Source organism: Streptantibioticus ferralitis, from assembly GCF_029223525.1.
GTDB classification, from domain to species: Bacteria; Actinomycetota; Actinomycetes; order Streptomycetales; family Streptomycetaceae; genus Streptantibioticus_A; species Streptantibioticus_A ferralitis.
In genome coordinates, this window is the sequence record NZ_JARHTQ010000009.1 from 264,565 (window position 1) to 282,449 (window position 17,885).

Annotated in this window: 10 protein-coding genes and 1 pseudogene; 7 read left to right on the plus strand and 4 right to left on the minus strand. The window is 70.4% G+C overall.

Annotated features, from left to right (window positions below):
• Positions 1 to 2: 2 nt before the first annotated feature.
• The 5 genes from P2L57_RS17160 to P2L57_RS17180 all read left to right on the plus strand — a co-directional run bounded on the left by P2L57_RS17160 (position 3) and on the right by P2L57_RS17180 (position 7,025).
• Entirely contained in the window at positions 3 to 1,919 is a 1,917-nt protein-coding gene (locus tag P2L57_RS17160; RefSeq protein ID WP_275815306.1) for a copper resistance CopC/CopD family protein, read from the plus strand.
• Positions 1,919 to 3,208, plus strand: a complete 1,290-nt coding sequence (gene efeB / locus P2L57_RS17165) for an iron uptake transporter deferrochelatase/peroxidase subunit (protein ID WP_275815308.1) — start codon at positions 1,919 to 1,921, stop codon at positions 3,206 to 3,208. Before P2L57_RS17160 ends, efeB (P2L57_RS17165) begins: the two co-directional genes overlap by 1 nt.
• Positions 3,209 to 3,327: 119 nt before the next feature.
• The gene (gene pheA, locus P2L57_RS17170) at positions 3,328 to 4,260 is read left to right on the plus strand and encodes a prephenate dehydratase (RefSeq protein ID WP_275815340.1); all 933 of its coding nucleotides are present in this window, start codon (positions 3,328 to 3,330) and stop codon (positions 4,258 to 4,260) included.
• 675 nt (positions 4,261 to 4,935) lie between these two features.
• Positions 4,936 to 6,225: a serine--tRNA ligase gene (serS, locus tag P2L57_RS17175; protein ID WP_275815310.1), complete on the plus strand. Its 1,290-nt coding sequence runs from the start codon at positions 4,936 to 4,938 to the stop codon at positions 6,223 to 6,225.
• Entirely contained in the window at positions 6,222 to 7,025 is an 804-nt protein-coding gene (locus P2L57_RS17180) for an HAD family hydrolase (protein WP_275815312.1), read from the plus strand. The genes serS and P2L57_RS17180 overlap by 4 nt, the downstream gene beginning before the upstream one ends.
• 52 nt (positions 7,026 to 7,077) lie before the next feature.
• Here the strand turns inward: P2L57_RS17180 and P2L57_RS17185 are convergent.
• Positions 7,078 to 7,603: pseudogene (locus P2L57_RS17185) on the minus strand (DUF1203 domain-containing protein).
• A 172-nt stretch (positions 7,604 to 7,775) separates the two neighbouring features.
• Here P2L57_RS17185 and metG point away from each other — a divergent pair.
• Complete coding sequence (metG, locus tag P2L57_RS17190; RefSeq protein ID WP_275815314.1) at positions 7,776 to 9,500, plus strand: methionine--tRNA ligase; 1,725 nt, start codon at positions 7,776 to 7,778, stop codon at positions 9,498 to 9,500.
• 165 nt (positions 9,501 to 9,665) lie between these two features.
• Here the strand turns inward: metG and efeB (P2L57_RS17195) are convergent, their stop codons facing one another.
• From efeB (P2L57_RS17195) to aspS, 3 genes are all read right to left on the minus strand, one after another.
• The gene (gene efeB, locus P2L57_RS17195; protein ID WP_275815316.1) at positions 9,666 to 10,982 is read right to left on the minus strand and encodes an iron uptake transporter deferrochelatase/peroxidase subunit; all 1,317 of its coding nucleotides are present in this window, start codon (positions 10,980 to 10,982) and stop codon (positions 9,666 to 9,668) included.
• Entirely contained in the window at positions 10,982 to 13,222 is a 2,241-nt protein-coding gene (gene efeU / locus P2L57_RS17200; protein ID WP_275815318.1) for an iron uptake transporter permease EfeU, read from the minus strand. The genes efeB (P2L57_RS17195) and efeU overlap by 1 nt, the downstream gene beginning before the upstream one ends.
• A gap of 192 nt (positions 13,223 to 13,414) precedes the next feature.
• The gene (gene aspS / locus P2L57_RS17205; RefSeq protein WP_275815320.1) at positions 13,415 to 15,193 is read right to left on the minus strand and encodes an aspartate--tRNA ligase; all 1,779 of its coding nucleotides are present in this window, start codon (positions 15,191 to 15,193) and stop codon (positions 13,415 to 13,417) included.
• 308 nt (positions 15,194 to 15,501) lie between these two features.
• Between aspS and P2L57_RS17210 the strand changes: the two genes are divergently transcribed.
• The gene (locus P2L57_RS17210; protein ID WP_275815322.1) at positions 15,502 to 17,622 is read left to right on the plus strand and encodes an ATP-binding SpoIIE family protein phosphatase; all 2,121 of its coding nucleotides are present in this window, start codon (positions 15,502 to 15,504) and stop codon (positions 17,620 to 17,622) included.
• The last annotated feature ends 263 nt before the right edge of the window (positions 17,623 to 17,885 follow it).

Here is a 17,885-nt window from a genome sequence, read left to right on the forward strand (position 1 = left end):
CCATGTCCGCCAAGCCGCTGATGACCGCCGGACGGCAGCCGACCGCGAGGCGGCTGCTGCTCGTGCTGGCGGCGCTGCTGACCGCGCTGCTGGCCGGGGCGGCCCCGGCCGCCGCGCATGCCGCCCTGATCAGGACCGACCCCGGCGAAGGATCCGTGGTGCCCTCGGCACCCTCGCGGGTGCTGCTCACCTTCTCCGAGGGGGTGCTGCTTTCCGCCGACTCGCTGCGGGTGCTCGATCCGTCGGGCAAGGAGGTCCAGCAGGGCGGCGCGGAGCACGCCTCGGGCGCCACGGACACCGCGACCGTCCGGCTGCGCCCGGGCGTCGGCAACGGTACGTACACCGTGGCGTGGAAGGCGGTCTCGGCGGACACCCATCCGGTCTCGGGCGCCTGGACGTTCTCCGTCGGCGCGCCATCGAAGACCTCGGCGGCGGTGCCGCGACAGGACGTCGGCGGTGGACCGGCCGGGGTGCTGTACGGCATCGGCCGTTACGTGGCATACGGCGGGTTCGCACTGCTGGTGGGGTCCTGCGTGTTCCTCGCGGTGTGCTGGCCGCGCGGCGTCCGGCTGCGGGCGATGCGGCGGCTGGCGGTCGGCGGCTGGGCGGCGATGGCGGTCTCGACGCTGGCGTTGCTGCTGCTGCGCGGCCCGTACGTCAACGGAACCGGGCTGGGCGGCATGTTCGACCTCGGCGCGGTGCGGTCCGCGATCGAGACCAAGCCGGGGGCGGCGCTGCTCTCCCGGTTGCTGCTGCTCGCCGCGGCGGCGGTGTTCCTCTCGGTGCTGTTCGGCGCCGCGTCCTCCCGGGCCGCGGCCTCCGGACCGCCGGACGAGCGGTCGCCCGAGAGCTCGGCCGGGCGGCGGAATCTGGCGATCGGGCTCGGCGTCGGCGGCGCGGCCGTCGCGATCGGCCTCGCGGCGACCTGGTCGCTGGCCGAGCACGCCTCGGTCGGCATCCAGCCGGGCCTCGCGATGCCGCTCGATGTCCTGCATCTGCTGTCCATGGCGGTCTGGTTGGGCGGTCTCGCGGCACTGCTCACCGCGCTGTACCGGGCCGCGGGGATCGAACGGCAGGCGGTACGCCGCTTCTCGCGGATCGCCTTCGGGTGCGTCTGCCTGCTGGCGGCGACCGGCGGCTACCAGGCGTGGCGGCAGGTCGGCTCCTGGGACGCGCTGGTGGCGACCTGGTACGGGCAGCTGCTGATCGCCAAGGTCGCGCTGGTGGCGGTCGTGATCGGCGCCGCCTACGTCTCCCGGCGGTGGACCGGGCGGCTGGCCGACCAGGACCTGCCCGAGGAGGAGCCGGAGCCCGTCCCGGCCACCGCGACGTCCGCCGATCCGGCGCGCGCCGCCCAACTCGCCCGTCAGCACGCCGCGTTGGCCACCGCGCGGGTACGCAAGCGGCGGGACGCCGACCCGGGGCGTACCGGGCTGCGCCGCTCGGTGCTCGCCGAGGCGGCCGTGGCGGTCGTCGTCCTCGCGGTCTCCACCGTGCTGAGCGGCACCGAGCCGGGCCGCGCGGTGGAGCAGGCGGCGGCCGCCGCAGCCGCGCCGGGCGCGGTGCCGGTGAGCGGCGGCCCGGTGTTCGCCGCCATCCCGTACGACACGGGTGGGCCGAACGGCAAGGGCATCGCGAGCGTCCACCTCGACCCGGCCCGTACCGGGGACAACGAGCTGCATCTGATCATCACCGACCCGGCGGGCAATCCGGTCGACGTGCCCGAGGTGGACCTCTCCCTCACATTGCGGTCCAAGAACATCGGGCCGCTGCCGGTGAAGCTCAGCCATGCCGGTACCGGCGCGTGGACGGCGATCTCCGTCCAGTTGCCGATGCCCGGGCAGTGGCAGCTGTCCTTGACCGTACGCACCTCCGACATCGACGAGGTCACCGAGACCAAGAATGTGGCGATCGGCTGATGAAGAACCCGACGACCAAGCAGGCGAAGCAGGCCGACGAGCAGGCACGGCAAGCCGAGCTGACGCAACCTCAGGAAATAACCAGGCGACGGCTGTTGGGCACCGCCTCGGCGGCGGGCGCGGCAGGTCTGGTGGCCGGCGGCGCGGGTGGTGCGTACGGCTACGCGGCGACGACCGGCGGCGATCCGCTGACCTCGGTGGGCAGTACGGCGGTCCCGTTCCACGGCAGCCACCAGGCGGGCATCGTCGACCCCGCCCAGGCCACCGGCCATCTGATCGCCTTCGACCTGGCGCCGGGCGCCGGGCGCAAGGGCGCCGCCGCGCTGCTGCGCCGCTGGTCGGCGGCGGCGGAGACGATGGCGGCGGGGCGGACGCCGAACGGCGACAACCAGATCGCGCTGGACGCCGGCCCGTCCTCGCTGACGGTGACCTTCGGGTTCGGGCTGGGCTTCTTCGCCAAGACGGGGTTGCAGAACCGCGTTCCGGAGAACCTCGCGCCGATTCCGCCGTTCTCCTCCGACGCGCTCGACCCCAGGCTCAGCGACGGCGACCTGTGGGTGCAGATCGGCAGCGACGACGCGCTGGTCGCCTTCCACACGCTGCGCGTACTGCAGAAGGAGGCGGGCGACACCGCCAGGCTCCGCTGGCAGATGAACGGGTTCAACCGCGCACCGGGAGCCACCGAGCGGCCCAGGACGGGCCGCAACCTGATGGGCCAGATCGACGGCACGAACAATCCCAAGCCGACCGACAAGGACTTCGCCGCGAAGGTCTTCGTGTCCGGGAAGTCGGGCGCGGAAAGCTGGCTGAACGGCGGCTCCTACGCGGTGGTACGCCGGATCCGGATGCTGCTCGACTCCTGGGACCACCTGCCGTTGGACCGGCAGGAGATGGTGATAGGCCGCCGCAAGTCGGACGGCGCACCGCTGTCCGGCGGCACCGAGACCACCCCGGTGGACCTCAACAAGATCAACAAGGACGGTTCGCTGGCGATCGCCGGAGACGCCCATATCCGCGTCGCGGCGCCCGCGTCCAACGGCGGTGCGGCGATGCTGCGGCGGGCGTTCTCGTACCACGACGGATACGACCAGGACGGCACGCCCAACGCCGGGCTGCTGTTCATCGCCTGGCAGGCGGACCCGTTCAACGGCTTCATCAAGGTGCAGCAGAAGCTGGACCGGGCGGACGGCCTGTCGCGGTTCATCCGCCATGAGTCGAGCGCGCTGTTCGCCGTACCGGGCGGCTGCGCGCCGGGCGAGTACGTGGGCCAGCGCCTGCTGGAGTCGTGAGCCGCGGTGGCTCGCGGTCACCGTTGGCGCTCGGCGGCGCCGGAGGTGCCCTGAGCCCGGCCGCGGGGTTCGGGCGGAGATCCCCCAAGGCCCCCGCGCCGCACTAGGGTGGCTCCATGATGTCCTCGTCCGCTGCCCGCTATACGTACCTCGGACCCGAAGGCACCTTCACCGAAGCCGCGCTGCGTACGCTGCCCGAGGCGGCCACCCGCGTGCTGGTGCCGATGGTGTCGGTGCCCGCCGCGCTGGACGCGGTGCGCAACGAGGAGGCGGGCGGCGCGCTGGTGCCGATCGAGAACTCGGTCGAGGGCGGGGTCACGGCGACGCTGGACGAACTGGCCACCGGCACACCGCTGATGATCTACCGCGAGGTGCTGCTGCCGATCGCCTTCGCGCTGCTGGTCCGGCCAGGCACCAGGCTGGCCGACGTCAAGACGGTCACCGGGCATCCGGTGGCCCAGCCGCAGGTGCGCAACTGGCTGGCGGCGAACCTGCCGGAGGCGGTGTGGGAGTCGGCGGCGTCCAACGCCGACGGAGCCCGGCAGGTTCAGGAGGGGCGGTTCGACGGCGCCTTCGCGGGCGAGTTCGCGGCGCCGACGTACGGCCTTGAACCGCTGGTCACCGAGATCCACGACGCACCGAACGCACAGACCCGGTTCGTCCTGGTCGGGCGACCGGGGCGGTCGGTGGCACCGACCGGCGCGGACAAGACGTCAGCGGTGTTCTGGCTGGGCGACGACCACCCGGGAGCGCTGCTCGAACTGCTCCAGGAGTTCGCGGTGCGCGGGGTCAACCTGCTGCGCATCGAGTCGCGGCCGACCGGCGAGGGTATCGGGCGCTACTGCTTCTCGGTCGACGCGGAAGGCCACATCACCGACCGCCGGGTCGGCGAGGCGCTGATGGGGCTGAAGCGGATCTGCCCCCAGGTACGGTTCCTCGGCTCGTATCCACGAGCCGATGAGACGACGCCGCAGGTACGGCCGGGCACCACCGACGAGGAGTTCGCCGCCGCCGCGGACTGGTTGGGCCGCGCCCTGGACGGCCGCGCGTAGGCCCTCCCGGCGGGTTCGCGGGCCTCGGTCGGGGCCGTGGCTCTGGGTCGGGGGTCTGGGCCGGGGGCCTTGGCCGGTTCGGCCGGTTCGACAACGCTGGGCTGGGCCGTGGGGCCTGCCGCAGCGGGATCTCCTGCCGCAGCGGCGTAGCCGCGCGGGTTATCCACCGAAGTTATCCACAGGCGCTCAAGGTGACCTGGGGATAAGTCGACAGATCAACGCGCCACCAATAGGACTTAGTCGACAAATCACTCTGATGGCATCAACCCGGCCCACAGCCCGGCAGCACACCATTCGTCAGCCCAATTCCTTCGAACAACTCTATAGGGGGAGCGAGGGGGAGTGATTCTCACTCGAAAGTGAGTATGGGGCTGGTTTAAACCAGGAATCATTGCCGCCAGCTCGTACCACAAAACGATCAAGCCCGTTCTCCACAGACCCTGCGCACACCCTGTGGATAACGAATAGAACCCCCATCCACCTGTGGATAACCAGCCCCCAACTCCCGTTCGCCGCAGGGCAGATGCCCCCATGGGAGGGATGCGGTGAATTCGGTTGACGAATACGTTTCCCACCCTTATCGACTTTCCCCACCCTTTCCTCAAAACGGGCAAATCGCCACATATTCCACTTAACTTGTCGCGGCCACGGTCAGCGTCCCGGTAGCCTGTAGCCGTGATTGACCTTCGCCTGCTCCGTGAGGACCCCGACCGTGTGCGCGCCTCCCAGCGCGCCCGTGGAGAGGACGTCGGCCTCGTCGACGCACTGCTCTCCGCCGACGAGCGGCGCAGGTCGTCCGGCTCCCGCTTCGACCAGCTGCGCGCCGAGCAGAAGGTACTCGGCAAGCGCATCCCCAAGGCCACCGGCGACGAGAAGGCCGAACTGCTCAAGCAGGCCGCCGAGCTGTCCGCCGCCGTCAAGGCCGCCGACGCCGAGCAGGACGAGGCCGCCGAGGAAGCCCAGCGACTGCTGCGACAGCTCGGCAACGTCGTCCACCCCGACGTACCGGTCGGCGGCGAGGAGGACTTCGCGGTCCTGGAGACCGTCGGCACGCCGCGCGACTTCGCCGCCGAGGGCTTCGAGCCGAAGGACCACCTGGAGCTCGGCCAGTCGCTGGGCGCCATCGACGTCGAGCGCGCCGCGAAGGTCTCCGGGTCGCGCTTCTACTACCTGACCGGCATCGGCGCCCTGCTGGAGCTGGCCCTGGTCAACGCGGCCATCGCGCAGGCCACCGAGGCCGGTTTCACCCCGATGCTCACCCCCGCGCTGGTCCGGCCGCAGGCCATGGAGGGCACCGGTTTCCTCGGCCAGGCCGCGGAGAACGTGTACCACCTGGAGAAGGACGACTACTACCTGGTCGGCACCTCCGAAGTACCGCTCGCCGCCTACCACATGGACGAGATCATCGACGCCGCGCGGCTCCCGCTGCGCTACGCGGGCTTCTCGCCCTGCTTCCGGCGCGAGGCGGGTACGTACGGCAAGGACACCCGCGGCATCTTCCGGGTCCACCAGTTCGACAAGGTGGAGATGTTCTGCTTCGTCGCGCCGGAGGAGGCCGAGGCGGAGCACGCCCGGCTGCTGGCGTGGGAGAAGCAGTGGCTGAGCTCGCTCGGCCTGCCGTTCCAGGTGATCGACGTGGCCACCGGCGACCTCGGCGCCTCGGCCTCCCGCAAGTTCGACTGCGAGGCGTGGATCCCGACGCAGGGCAAGTACCGCGAGTTGACCTCCGCCTCGAACTGCACCGAGTTCCAGGCCCGCCGGCTGTCCGTGCGGGTCCGCGAGGAGCGGGACGGCAAGCAGGTCACCCGGCCGCTCGCCACGCTCAACGGCACGCTGTGCGCGGTGCCTCGCACGATCGTCGCGCTGCTGGAGAACCACCAGCAGGCCGACGGTTCGGTGCTGGTGCCCGAGGTGCTGCGGCCGTATCTCGGTGGCCGTGCGGTACTGGAGCCCGTCGCCAAGTGACGCTGCCGTATCGCCTCATCGCGACCGATCTCGACGGAACCCTGCTGCGCGGCGACGGCTCCGTCTCGCAGCGCACCCGTGACGCGCTCACCGCGGCCACCGCGGCGGGCGCCGCGCACATCGTGGTGACCGGGCGCCCGGTGTCCCGGACCAAGCACATTCTCGACGCCCTCGGCTACCAGGGCCTCGCGGTCTGCGGGCAGGGCGCGCAGGTCTACCACGCCGGGGAGCACCGGCTGCTGACCTCGGTGACGCTGGACCGGCAGTCCGCGGCGACGGCGCTGGCGAAGATCGAGGCGGAGATCGGTGAGCTGGCCGTGGCCACCATCCGCGACGGCCTGGACGGCGAGTTCCTGATGGGTGAGGGTTATCGGCTCGCCACCGAGCTTCCGGTCACCCGGCTGCGGGACCGCGCCGAGATGTGGGCCGCGCCCATCGGCAAGGTCTTCATCCAGCACCCGGAACTCGACGACGACGCACTCGCCGAGGTGGCCCGCGGTGTCGCGGGCCACCTGGTCGGGGTGGTCATGGCGGGCGAGGGCATCGTCGAGCTGCTTCCGCTGGGCCTGAGCAAGGCCACCGGCCTGTCGCTCGCCGCCCGCCGCCTGGCGCTGACCGCGGCGGACACCATCGCCTTCGGCGACATGCCGAACGATGTGCCGATGTTCGGCTGGGCGGCCCATGGCGTCGCGATGGCCAACGCGCACGAGGAGTTGAAGGCGGTCGCCGACGAGGTGACGGCCACCAACGAGGAGGACGGGATCGCCGTCGTCCTCGACCGCCTTTTCGCCGGCCGCTGAGGCCGTCCCGGGGGCTTGCTCCCCAGGGCGTGGGGCGCTGCGGCGGGGGTCTCTACTCCGGGGCAAGCCCCCCGGCCCCCGGAGCCGCCGGGTGGACCCTGCGTAGCTCGAACTGGAAGCAGCCGAATTCCACGGCGCGGACGTGTACGACGGCCACCTCGGGGTCGGCCAGCGCCTCGCCGAGCAGTGCCTCCGCTTCCTCCCGGCCCGGCCATGCGATCAGCCGGCCGCCCAGGATCCCGCCGTCGGCGCCGTAGGCCCGCAGTACGCGGCGCGCGCCGACCCTGATCTCCGGGAAGTCGAGCGGACCACCGCACGGCTCGGGATGGATGAAGACCGGTCCCACCTCGTCGTACGGCCCGGGCCGGGCCCCGGTCTGCGCCGCCCAGCGGCGCAGCGGCGCGTAGCTCACCAGCGCGACGCGCTCGCCGGGGCGGCTTGCCGCGAGGCAGCAGCGCAGCGGGTGCCCGCCCTCCTCCCCCCTCGATCACGATCCGCGGCCGCTGCCCGGCGTCGTCCCGCACCCGCAACTGGTGCAGTACCTCCGGTGTGATGGCGCGGATCCGGTATCCGGTGATCTCCTTGGTATCCATACGCTCGATGCTCCACCGGGCAGCGCTTGGCGTGCGGCGGGAATCGGCCGTCCACCCTGGGGAAACAGCGAAGGGACGGTCATCGCTGTTCCTATACGATGTCTACAGTCCGTAGACGAAATCCTCACGCCACGTAGCGACTTGGGAGCTCCAAGCAATGGCCCGACACCTGATCACCAGCGCCCTGCCGTACATCAATGGCATCAAGCACCTGGGCAACATGGTCGGGTCCATGCTTCCCGCGGATGTGTACGCACGGTATCTGCGCCAGCGCGGTCATGACGTGCTCTACATCTGCGCCACCGACGAGCACGGCACACCGGCCGAACTCGCCGCCAAGGAAGCCGGGCTGCCGGTGGACACCTTCTGTGCGCAGCAGCACGACGCACAGAAGGCGATCTACGACGGCTTCGAGCTGTCCTTCGACTACTTCGGTCGCAGCTCCTCCGCGGAGAACCGCGACATCACCCAGCACTTCGCGCGCCGCCTGAAGGAGAACGGCTTCATCGAGGAGCGCGCGATCCGCCAGGTGTACTCGCTCGACGACGAGCGCTTCCTCCCGGACCGCTACATCGTCGGCACCTGCCCGCACTGCGGCTATGACAAGGCACGCGGCGACCAGTGCGAGAACTGCACCCGGGTGCTGGACCCGACGGACCTGATCGACGCACGCTCGGCGATCAGCGGCAGCAGCCGTCTGGAGGTCCGCGAGACCAAGCACCTGTTCCTGCTGCAGTCCAAGCTGCAGCCCGAGGTCGAGGGCTGGCTGGACAGCAACGGCAGCAAGGAGTGGCCGACGCTGGCCTCGTCGATCGCCCACAAGTGGCTGACCGAGGGCCTGCAGGACCGGGCGATCACCCGCGACCTGGAGTGGGGCGTGCCGGTACCGGCCGACTCCTGGCCGGAGTTGGCGGCCGAGGGCAAGGTCTTCTACGTCTGGTTCGACGCCCCGATCGAGTACATCGGCGCCACGAAGGAGTGGGCGGACGCCGACCCGGAGAACCGCGACTGGAAGTCGTGGTGGTACGAGGCCGACCGCACCGTCCGCTACACCGAGTTCATGGCGAAGGACAACGTCCCGTTCCACACGGTGATGTTCCCGGCCACCCAGCTCGGCACCCGTGAGCCGTGGAAGAAGGTCGACTACGTCAAGGCCTTCAACTGGCTGAACTACTACGGCGGCAAGTTCTCCACCAGCCAGCGGCGCGGTGTATTCACCGACGCGGCGCTTGAGCTGTTGCCCGCCGACTACTGGCGCTACTTCCTGATGGCGAACGCGCCGGAGTCCGACGACACCAGCTTCACCTGGGAGTTGTTCACCTCCTCCGTCAACAAGGACCTGGCCGACACGCTCGGCAACTTCGTCAACCGCGTGCTGTCCTTCTCCCGCAAGCGGTTCGGCGACGAGGTCCCGGCGGGCCGGGAGGCGGGCGAGGCGGAGGCCAAGCTCGGCGAGCAGATCGCCGAGCTGCTGGCCGAGTACGAGAGCCACTTGGAGGCGATGCAGTTCCGCAAGGCCGCGCAGGCGCTGCGCGCGCTGTGGAGCGCGGGCAACTCGTACCTGGAGGAGAAGGCCCCCTGGCTGGAGATCAAGACCAACCAGGAGGGCGCGGCGCTCACCCTGCGCACCGCGATGAACCTGATCCGCCTGTACTCGGTGATCTCCGAGCCCTTCATCCCGGCATCGGCGCGGGCCATGCGCGAGGCGTTCGACCTGCCGGGCGACGACGCGCGCTGGGTCACCGCGGACCAGGCCCGCGCCCTGGACGCGGTCCCGGCCGGAACGCCTTTCACGGTTCCTCCGGTGCTGTTCGCCAAGATCACCGAGGAGGACCTGGAGTCCTACCGTGAGCGCTTCGGCGGCTCGGAGGAGAACGCCTGAGAAAGCGCGTAGCGCGACGCGTACGCGGGCCCCGGAACCGTTGCGGTTCCGGGGCCTTGTGCCTTCGCGGCGGATGTTCTTCGGGCGGATCTTCGGGGGCGTGGGTTGCGGCGGGTTCGGGATCGCCGGTCCGGCCGCAGCCGGATCCGCCACAAGCCCAGGCGGCTAGCCGGCGAGCAATCCGCGGCCGAGCCAGTCCTTGTCGTCCTTCACGCCGGGCAGGCAGAAGAAGTAACCGCCGCCCGTCGGGGAGATGTAGTCGACCAGCGGCTCATCGATGAGCCGCGTCTGGGTGGCCTCGAACTGGCGGATGACGTCCTGCTGGTAGCAGCAGAAGACCAGGCCCATGTCGAGGTTGCCTACGTTGTCGATGCCCCGGTCGTAGTTGAAACCGCGGCGCAGGATGCGGGAGTCGTCGGACTTCGCGGTGCGCGGGTTGGCGAGCCGGATGTGCGCGTCGAGCCGGATCGCGTTGCCCTGCGGGTCCTTGGCGTAGTCCGGGATGTCGGTCTCGTCGGCGCCGTCCAGTGGCGCTCCGGTGTCCTTGCGGCGGCCGAACATCTTCTCCTGCTCGGTGAGCGAGACACGGTCCCAGAACTCAACGAGCATGCGGATGATGCGTATCACCTGGTAACTGCCGCCGACCGCCCAGGAAGGCTCGCCGCTGGAGTCGGTCACCCAGACCAGATGGTCCAACTCGCGGGGGGACTTGACATCCGGATTGGCGATGCCGTCCTTGAAGCCAAGGAGGTTGCGCTGGGCGCCGGTTGGCCGCGGGGCGCTCTGGAAACCGTCGATCTTCCACTTGATCTGCATCGCGCCACGGGTGTGCTTGGCGATGTCGCGCAGTGCGTGCAGCACCGTGTCCTGGCTGCCCGCGCAGATCTGCAGCGACAGGTCGCCATGGCACTCGGCCGGGTTCAGGTTGTCGTTGGGGAAGGTCCGCATCGGCGTCAGCCTGCGCGGCTTGGCCTTGGCCAGACCGAAGCGGTCGTCGAACAGCGAGGAGCCGACGCCGAGGGTGATGGTGAGCGCGTCGGCCGGGACGACCGGGCCCAGGATGCCGTTGTCGGACGGCGGCGCGCCCACGCCGAGGTCGACCGGGGTGCCGCCCGCCGTCAGGAAGCGCGCCCGGTCGCTGATCGTCTTCAGCAGGTCCGCCAGATCCTTGCGGTTCTGGGCGATGACGTTGAAGGAGACGAAGGTGGCGGCCGTCGGCTGCGGGGTGACGATGCCCGCCTGGTACGCACCGTGGAAGTCGACGGCGGACGCACGGCTGGTGATCGGCGCACCCTGCTCCGTGGTGCCGTCCGCGGCGGCCGAGGCCCGGCCCGAGCTGAGCGCGACGCTGCCACCGGCGAGCACGGCACCGGCCGCGCCCGCACCCAGCGCCGTCTTCATGAACGAACGGCGCCCGTGGCCCGCGGGGCAACCGCCCTGCGCGGCGGCGGTCATGGCTTCGTGATTCACAGGGCAGGACATCAGGCAGACTTCCGGATCTCGAGGAGGTCGGGGATCGGGGACAGGTCCTCAAGGAGCTGGCCGGTGGCGCCGCTGAGCGTGGCGCGGGCGGTCTGGTCGAGCTTCTCGACCGGGGTCCAGCTGTCGCCGTTGTGCTGCGCGTCCAGGAGCTTTTGAACCCGCGCGATGTCGGCGTCGACGGTGCCGAGCAGGTGCGGCGAGCGCTTGGCGATCAACGGGCGCAGTACGTCGAGGAGTTCACCGGTACCGGCGAGGTTGGCGTTGGCGGTCGCCAGGTTCGTACCGCTGCCCTCGTCGGTGTCCGAGGTCAGCTCGAACTGGAGGGTGTTCTCCAGGATCTCGTGGGTACGAAGCGGCAGGTCGGCGACGTCGAAGTCCTGGGTGGGGAAGGCCTTCTGCAACCCCTGGGCGTCCTTGACGAGTTGGTCGGCGCCGCCCTGGACGTCGGAGGCCGGGGCGCCGTGCCACAGCTGGTACTCGATCTTGTGGAAGCCGGTGAAGCCCGGGTCGTTCCCGCCCTGCGGCAGGCCGTCGGACCGCCCGTTGATCTTCTTGTCGAAGTCCTGGAACGTTCCGTAGGCCGCGCCGAGCGAGGAGTACGTCACGTGCGCGGTCAGCCAGTCCTTCCTGGCGGTGTCCAGGTCGTTGTTCTTGATGTCGTTCTGCAGGGTCTGGGTCTGGGCGACAAGAGTGGCCAGGCCCTTGTTCACATAGGACTTGTAGGCGGCGAGGGCGGGCGCCAGGTCCTCCTCGGAGACCGGGGTGACGGCGGTGACGTTGCCGCCGCCGCTGACCTGGATGGCCGCGGAGGTGGTGACCTTGCCGCCGGTCGGCACACAGCGCCAGGCGTACGAGCCGCTGCCGACGGTGGCGATCAGATCGCGGGTGGTGCCGGGCGCGAGGCCCTCGATCTCCCCGTAGACCGCGTTGCTCGACGGGTCGATGAGGTAGACCTCGGAGGTCTTGTTACCGGTGTTGTGCATCTGGAAGCTCTGGCGCCCCGGCTTGGGTGCCTTGAAGCCCTTGCCGCAGTCGGTCTCGGAGACGGCGATGGTCTGCGCCTCGTTGGGCTTGGAGCCGGACAGTGCGATGACGCCTCCGGCGACCACGACCGGAACCGCGACCACCGCGACGGGCACCACCCAGGCGGGCCGCTTGCGCGCCTGCGGCGCGGGCTCTTCGGCTTCCTGCGCCCGCGGCTGCCCCGGCTCCGGGGCACCGGCTTCGGCCTTCTCGGGCGCCGCTTCGGTGGATTCGGTCTTCTCCTGGGCCACGTCGGCGGATTCCGTCCGCTGGGACTGCGCGGCAGCGGCTTCGGCGCTGACCGCCTCGGTGGTCGCGGTCCCGGCCTGCTTGGAGTCCGCGTTGGCGGCCTCCGCCGTGACCGCCCCGGTCTTCGCGGCAGCCGCCGTCGCCTGCTGCGGCTTGGCCGCTCGCAGGCCCCGGACGAAGAGCGTCATCACGACGACGAGGTAAACGGCGTACGCACCGGTCTGCAGCCACGTCATCTGCGGGGTGAGGTTGAAGACACCCTGCAGCAGGGTGCCCCACCACGAGCTGGCGTCCACGCTCTGGCTCAGGTGGACGGCGAACGAGGTCGCGCCGGGCAGTACCCCGCCCTCCTGCAGATCGCGCAGACCGTAGCCGAGGACGCCGGAGGCGATGACGATCAGGACGATGCCGGTGTAGGTGAAGAACCTGGTGAGGTTGATCTTCAACACCCGGCGGTACAGGCCCCAGCAGAGCCCGGCCGCCAGCACCAGGCCGACCGCCGCGCCGATCATCGGGCCTGTCGACTCGCCCGCGGCTCGTGCGGTCGTCCACAGGAACAGCGCCGTCTCAAGACCCTCGCGGCCCACCGCGAGGAACGAGGTGACGACCAGCATGCCCGCGCCCATGGTGAGCGCGCTGGTGACCTTCTCGCGGATCTCGCCGGACAGGTTGCGCGCGGAGCGGCGCATCCAGAACACCATCGCGGTGACGAAGGCGACGGCAATGACGCTCAACGTGCCGCCGAAGGCCTCCTGCGAGGTGGCGGAGAGATTGGCGGCGGTGAAGGTGAGCACCGCGCCGAAGCTCATGGACAGGGCGACCGCGCCCAGTACGCCCGTCCACACCTGCGGTAGACGGGATTTCTGGTCGGCGCGCACGAGGGTGGCGACGAGGATGGAGACGATCAGACCGGCCTCAAGTCCTTCCCTGAGGCCGATCAGAAAGCTGGGAAACGAGTCGTCCCACATGGTCGGTGTCCTCCCCGGGGCCCTTCCCGGCGCTGTACGAAAATCAGGAAATCGCGCTAGTACACCCGAACGGCGACTTAGCTTAGGCGAACCTTAGTAGACGTTTCCAGAGGTTGTACGCCCCGGGTATGGGCCAGCGCACGAAAAGGCCCCGGAACCAAGGCAGTTCCGGGGCCTTTTGCGTTTTATGCGTTACTTGTCCGTTGTTGGCTTGGCCTGCGGCCTACGGAGGCTGAGATGCAGTTCACGCAGCCGGGCCTCGTCGACCTCGCTCGGGGCGCCCATCAACAGGTCCTGGGCGGTCTGGTTGAGCGGGAAGGCGATCGTCTCGCGGATGTTGGGCTCGTCGGCGAGCAGCATCACCATGCGGTCCACACCCGGAGCGATGCCACCGTGCGGCGGAGCGCCGTAGTGGAAGGCGCGCAGCATGCCGCCGAACTCCTTCTCCACCGTCTCCCGCGAGTAGCCCGCGATCTCGAACGCCTCGTACATCACGTCCGGTTCGTGGTTCCGGATCGCGCCCGAGGACAGCTCGACGCCGTTGCAGACGATGTCGTACTGCCAGGCCAGGATGGACAGCGGGTCCTTGGTCCGCAGCGCCTCAAGGCCGCCCTGCGGCATGGAGAACGGGTTGTGGCTGAACTCGATCTGGCCGGTGTCCTCGTTCCGCTCGAACATCGGGAAGTCCACGATCCAGCAGAAGCGGAAGACGTCCTCGGTGAAGTGGCCGGACCGCTTGGCGGCCTCGACGCGGACCGCTCCCATGATCTTGGAGACCTCGTCGAACTCGCCGGCGCCGAAGAAGACGGCGGTGCCGGGCTTGCCGTCGACGGCCTCGACCAGAGCCTTGGTGTCGTCCTCGGTGAGGAACTTGGCGATCGGGCCGGTGAGTTCGTTGTTCTCACCGATCCGGATCCAGGCCAGGCCCTTCGCGCCCTGCTCGACCGCGAACTCGCCCATCTGGTCGAAGAACTTGCGCGGCTGGCCCGCGGTGTCCGGCACCGCCAGGGCTCGTACGTGCTTGCCCGCGAAGGCCTTGAAGCCGGAGTCGGCGAAGACGTCGGAGACGTCGACCAGTTCGAGCTCGGCGCGCAGGTCCGGCTTGTCGGAGCCGTACTTGAGCATCGCCTCGCGGAACGGGACGCGCGGGAACGGCGAGGTGACATGGCGACCGCCGCCGAACTTCTCGAACAGGTCGGTCATCACCGTCTCGATGACGCCGAAGACGTCCTCCTGCTCGACGAAGCTCATCTCGACGTCGAGCTGGTAGAACTCGCCCGGCGAGCGGTCGGCGCGGCTGTCCTCGTCGCGGAAGCACGGCGCGATCTGGAAGTAGCGGTCGAAGCCCGCGATCATCAGCAGCTGCTTGAACTGCTGCGGGGCCTGCGGCAGCGCGTAGAACTTCCCGGGGTGGACGCGGGACGGGACCAGGAAGTCGCGAGCGCCCTCGGGGGAGGTCGCGGACAGGATCGGGGTCGCCATCTCGGTGAAGCCGAGGGCGGTCATCTCCTTGCGGAGGAAGGCGATGACCTGGGAGCGCAGCATGATGTTGCGGTGCATCCGCTGGCGGCGCAGGTCGAGGAAGCGGTTGGTGAGCCGCGCCTCCTCGTTGGCGTTGTCCTCGGGGAAGACCGGGAACGGCAGCGGGTCGGCGGCGCCGAGCACCTCCACCTCGGTGACCTCGACCTCGATCTCACCGGTCGGCAACTCGGGGTTGACGTTCTCCGTGCCACGGGCCAGCACCCGGCCGTCGACACGGAGCACGGACTCCTTGGTCTGCCGGTCCAGCGCCTCGTACGCCGGGGTGCCCGGACGGGCGACTAGCTGCACCAGGCCGTAGTGATCCCGCAGATCGACGAAGAGGATGCCGCCCAGATCGCGCCGGTTGTGCAGCCAACCGGACAGGCGCACCTCTTTGTCGACGTCAGCGGCGCGAAGCTCGCCGCAGGTGTGGGACCGGTACCGATGCATCGTCCATCCAAGTCTGGGGTTCGGGGTCAGCCCCCGGGAAAAACACAGCAGGCTCCCCAAAGGGTACCGTGACGCCCCGCGTCAACTCTTGGCATATACACGCCCAGCCGCCTCCCGTGGGCCCGGATCAAGATCGGAGGGCTGCGACCCCCGACCCCAACCACGCCGGAGGCAGTCCCGCACCCGCGGGGGCTCGGGGGCGAAGCCCCGCCAGGGCCTGGGGCGCAGCCACCAAATGAAGGTCCGGGGCCCGGCCCCCGTACGCCTGAACCGCGCCGGAGGCTGGACATTTCACTACAGTAGGGACGATGCGAACGGATGGCGCCACCCAGCCGCTCCGGGCCGAGGACGTGCTGTCCGTCGTCGGTACCGGCCTGTGGCGTTGGGACAACAGTTCAGGAACCGTCACCCTGGACGACGCCGCTGTCGAGTTGCTCGGGCTGCCGCCCGGCAGCCGCACCGTCCACGCGGCCGTGGTGCGGGCCTGTCTGGATCCCGAGGACTACATCGACCTGAACGCCGCCGTCTCGCTCGGCCTCGCCGAGAACGCCGTCGCGGACGCCCGGGTGCGGGTCGTCGCGGACGACGGCACCGTGCTGCGCAGGCTGCACACCCGGCTGCACTCGGTACCGGACGCCGGCGGCGAGTCGTCCACGGTGCTGGGCACGCTGTTCGAACTGCCCGAGCGCGGCCGACCCTCGCAGGTCTCGGGCGCCGGACGGCGCTCCCGCGAGGCGTTTCTGCTGGACGCCGGGCGCGCGCTGGCCGAGGCGAACAGCACCGCCGAGGTGCTGCGGGTCGCCGCCTCGCTGTCGATGCCGGGCTTCTCGCCGGACGGCCTGGCGGTCTTCGCCGTCGAGGGCGACCGGCTGATGATCATCGGGCACCACGGACACCGGCAGGGCCATGAGCGCCCCTTTCTGGAGATGCCGCTGGAGACCGACTACCCGGCCGCCGTGGTGACCCGTACCGGTCGGCCCGTCTATCTGCCCTCGCCGGAGTCGTACCGTGACCGCTTCCCGGCCATCTGGCCGCTGGTCGAACCGCTGAACCGGTCCTCCTGGGCGTTCCTGCCACTGGTCGTCGCGGGCCGGACCATCGGCGCCTGGCTGGCCGCGTTCCGCGAGCCGGTGGGCTTCACCCCGGACGAGCGCTCGGTGCTGACCACGGTGGCGCGCATGCTCGCCCAGGCGCTGTCACGGGCCCACCTCCAGGAGTCCGAGCGGGCGCTCTCCGACGGCCTGCAGCGCACCATGCTGCCCACCCACAAGCGGGAGATCGCCGGGATGACGCTGGCCGCGCGGTACGTGCCGACCGGCGGTGGCCTGCAGGTCGGCGGTGACTGGTACGACGTGATCGACCTGCCGTCCGGCCGCACCGCGCTGGTGATCGGCGACGTCCAGGGTCATGACGTACGCGCCGCCGGGCTGATGGGACAACTGCGCATCGCCCTGCGGGCGTACGCGTCGGAGGGGCACCGTCCGGACGCGGTGCTGTCCCGGGCCTCCCGGTTCTTCGCCGGGCTCTGCGCGGGAGACGCGGACGGGGACGACGATCCGTACGGCGCCGGATGGCGCTTCGCGACCTGCCTGTATCTGGAAGTCGACCCGGCGACCGGCCTCATCGACGTCGCCCGGGCCGGCCACCCGGACCCGGCGATCCGGCTGGGCGACGGCACGACGATCGTCCGGCACACCCCCGGCGGCCTGCCGCTCGGCATCGACCCGGACGCCGACTACCCCACCACCAGCCTCGCCCTCGACCCCGGCGAGGTGCTGCTGGTCTGCACCGACGGGCTGATCGAGACCGGGGGCCATGACCTCGACAGCGGCTGGCAGCGGTTGACCGACGTGCTGTACAAGGTCCAGGCCGACGATCTGGAGGCGCTCGCGGACGCCCTGGTGGCGGCCGTCCACGGCCCGCCGTCCCACCACACGACCGGTCCGCTGGCCGACCGGCGGGAGGACGACATGGCCCTGCTGCTGCTCCGCAGAGGCGCGGCCGAAGAAGGCCTCGCCCACCCGCCGCGCCGGACCGTGCTGACCGTCGCCCAGGACGCACCGCAGCAGATCAGGAGTGCCCGGCACGAGGTGCGGACGGTACTGCACGACTGGAAGGAACCGGAGCAGGTGGACGCGGCCGTGCTCATGGTCTCCGAAATGCTGACCAACGTCCTGGTGCACACCGAGGGCGACGCGCTGCTGTCGGCGGAGGTGCTGGGCCGTCCGGGCTCCCGGCGGCTGCGCATCGAGGTCGCCGACCCCAGCGACAACATGCCGCACCGCCGGACGCCGGGCGAAATGGCCTCGTCGGGGCGGGGGTTGCTGTTGATGGGCAAGTTGGCCGACGCGTGGGGGGTTTCGCCGCGCGGGCAGGGGAAGTCGATCTGGTTCGAGCTGTACGAGGCAGACGGGTCTGCCTCTGGGTGAGGCGTTGCGCCTGCTGGCGCTTGTGGCCTGGCGCCGCCCGCGTGGTCGCGGTTCGCCGTGGAGCGGTGGCTTCTCCCACCCCACCCCCCGGCCCGGAATTGGTGGGCGGGTTTACCCCCCCCCCCCCCGCCCCACGGCGGGGGGGGGGGGGGAGCGAACCGGCCGGGGGGTGGCGGGCTCCCGCCCACCCCCTCCGCCCGGGAGTCCTCCTACGGCGGGGCCAGGATCCCCGGGAATGTGATACACGAACGGGCGGTGTGGGA

Bases quoted from the DNA above. Each gene is read 5' to 3' on its own strand.
- efeU (WP_275815318.1), bottom strand. From the start codon at position 13,222: ATGTGGGACGACTCGTTTCCCAGCTTTCTGATCGGCCTCAGGGAAGGA.
- metG (WP_275815314.1), top strand. From the start codon at position 7,776: ATGGCCCGACACCTGATCACCAGCGCCCTGCCGTACATCAATGGCATC.
- efeB (WP_275815308.1), top strand. From the start codon at position 1,919: ATGAAGAACCCGACGACCAAGCAGGCGAAGCAGGCCGACGAGCAGGCA.
- P2L57_RS17210 (WP_275815322.1), top strand. From the start codon at position 15,502: ATGCGAACGGATGGCGCCACCCAGCCGCTCCGGGCCGAGGACGTGCTG.
- efeB (WP_275815316.1), bottom strand. From the start codon at position 10,982: ATGTCCTGCCCTGTGAATCACGAAGCCATGACCGCCGCCGCGCAGGGC.
- P2L57_RS17160 (WP_275815306.1), top strand. From the start codon at position 3: ATGTCCGCCAAGCCGCTGATGACCGCCGGACGGCAGCCGACCGCGAGG.
- pheA (WP_275815340.1), top strand. From the start codon at position 3,328: ATGTCCTCGTCCGCTGCCCGCTATACGTACCTCGGACCCGAAGGCACC.
- aspS (WP_275815320.1), bottom strand. From the start codon at position 15,193: ATGCATCGGTACCGGTCCCACACCTGCGGCGAGCTTCGCGCCGCTGAC.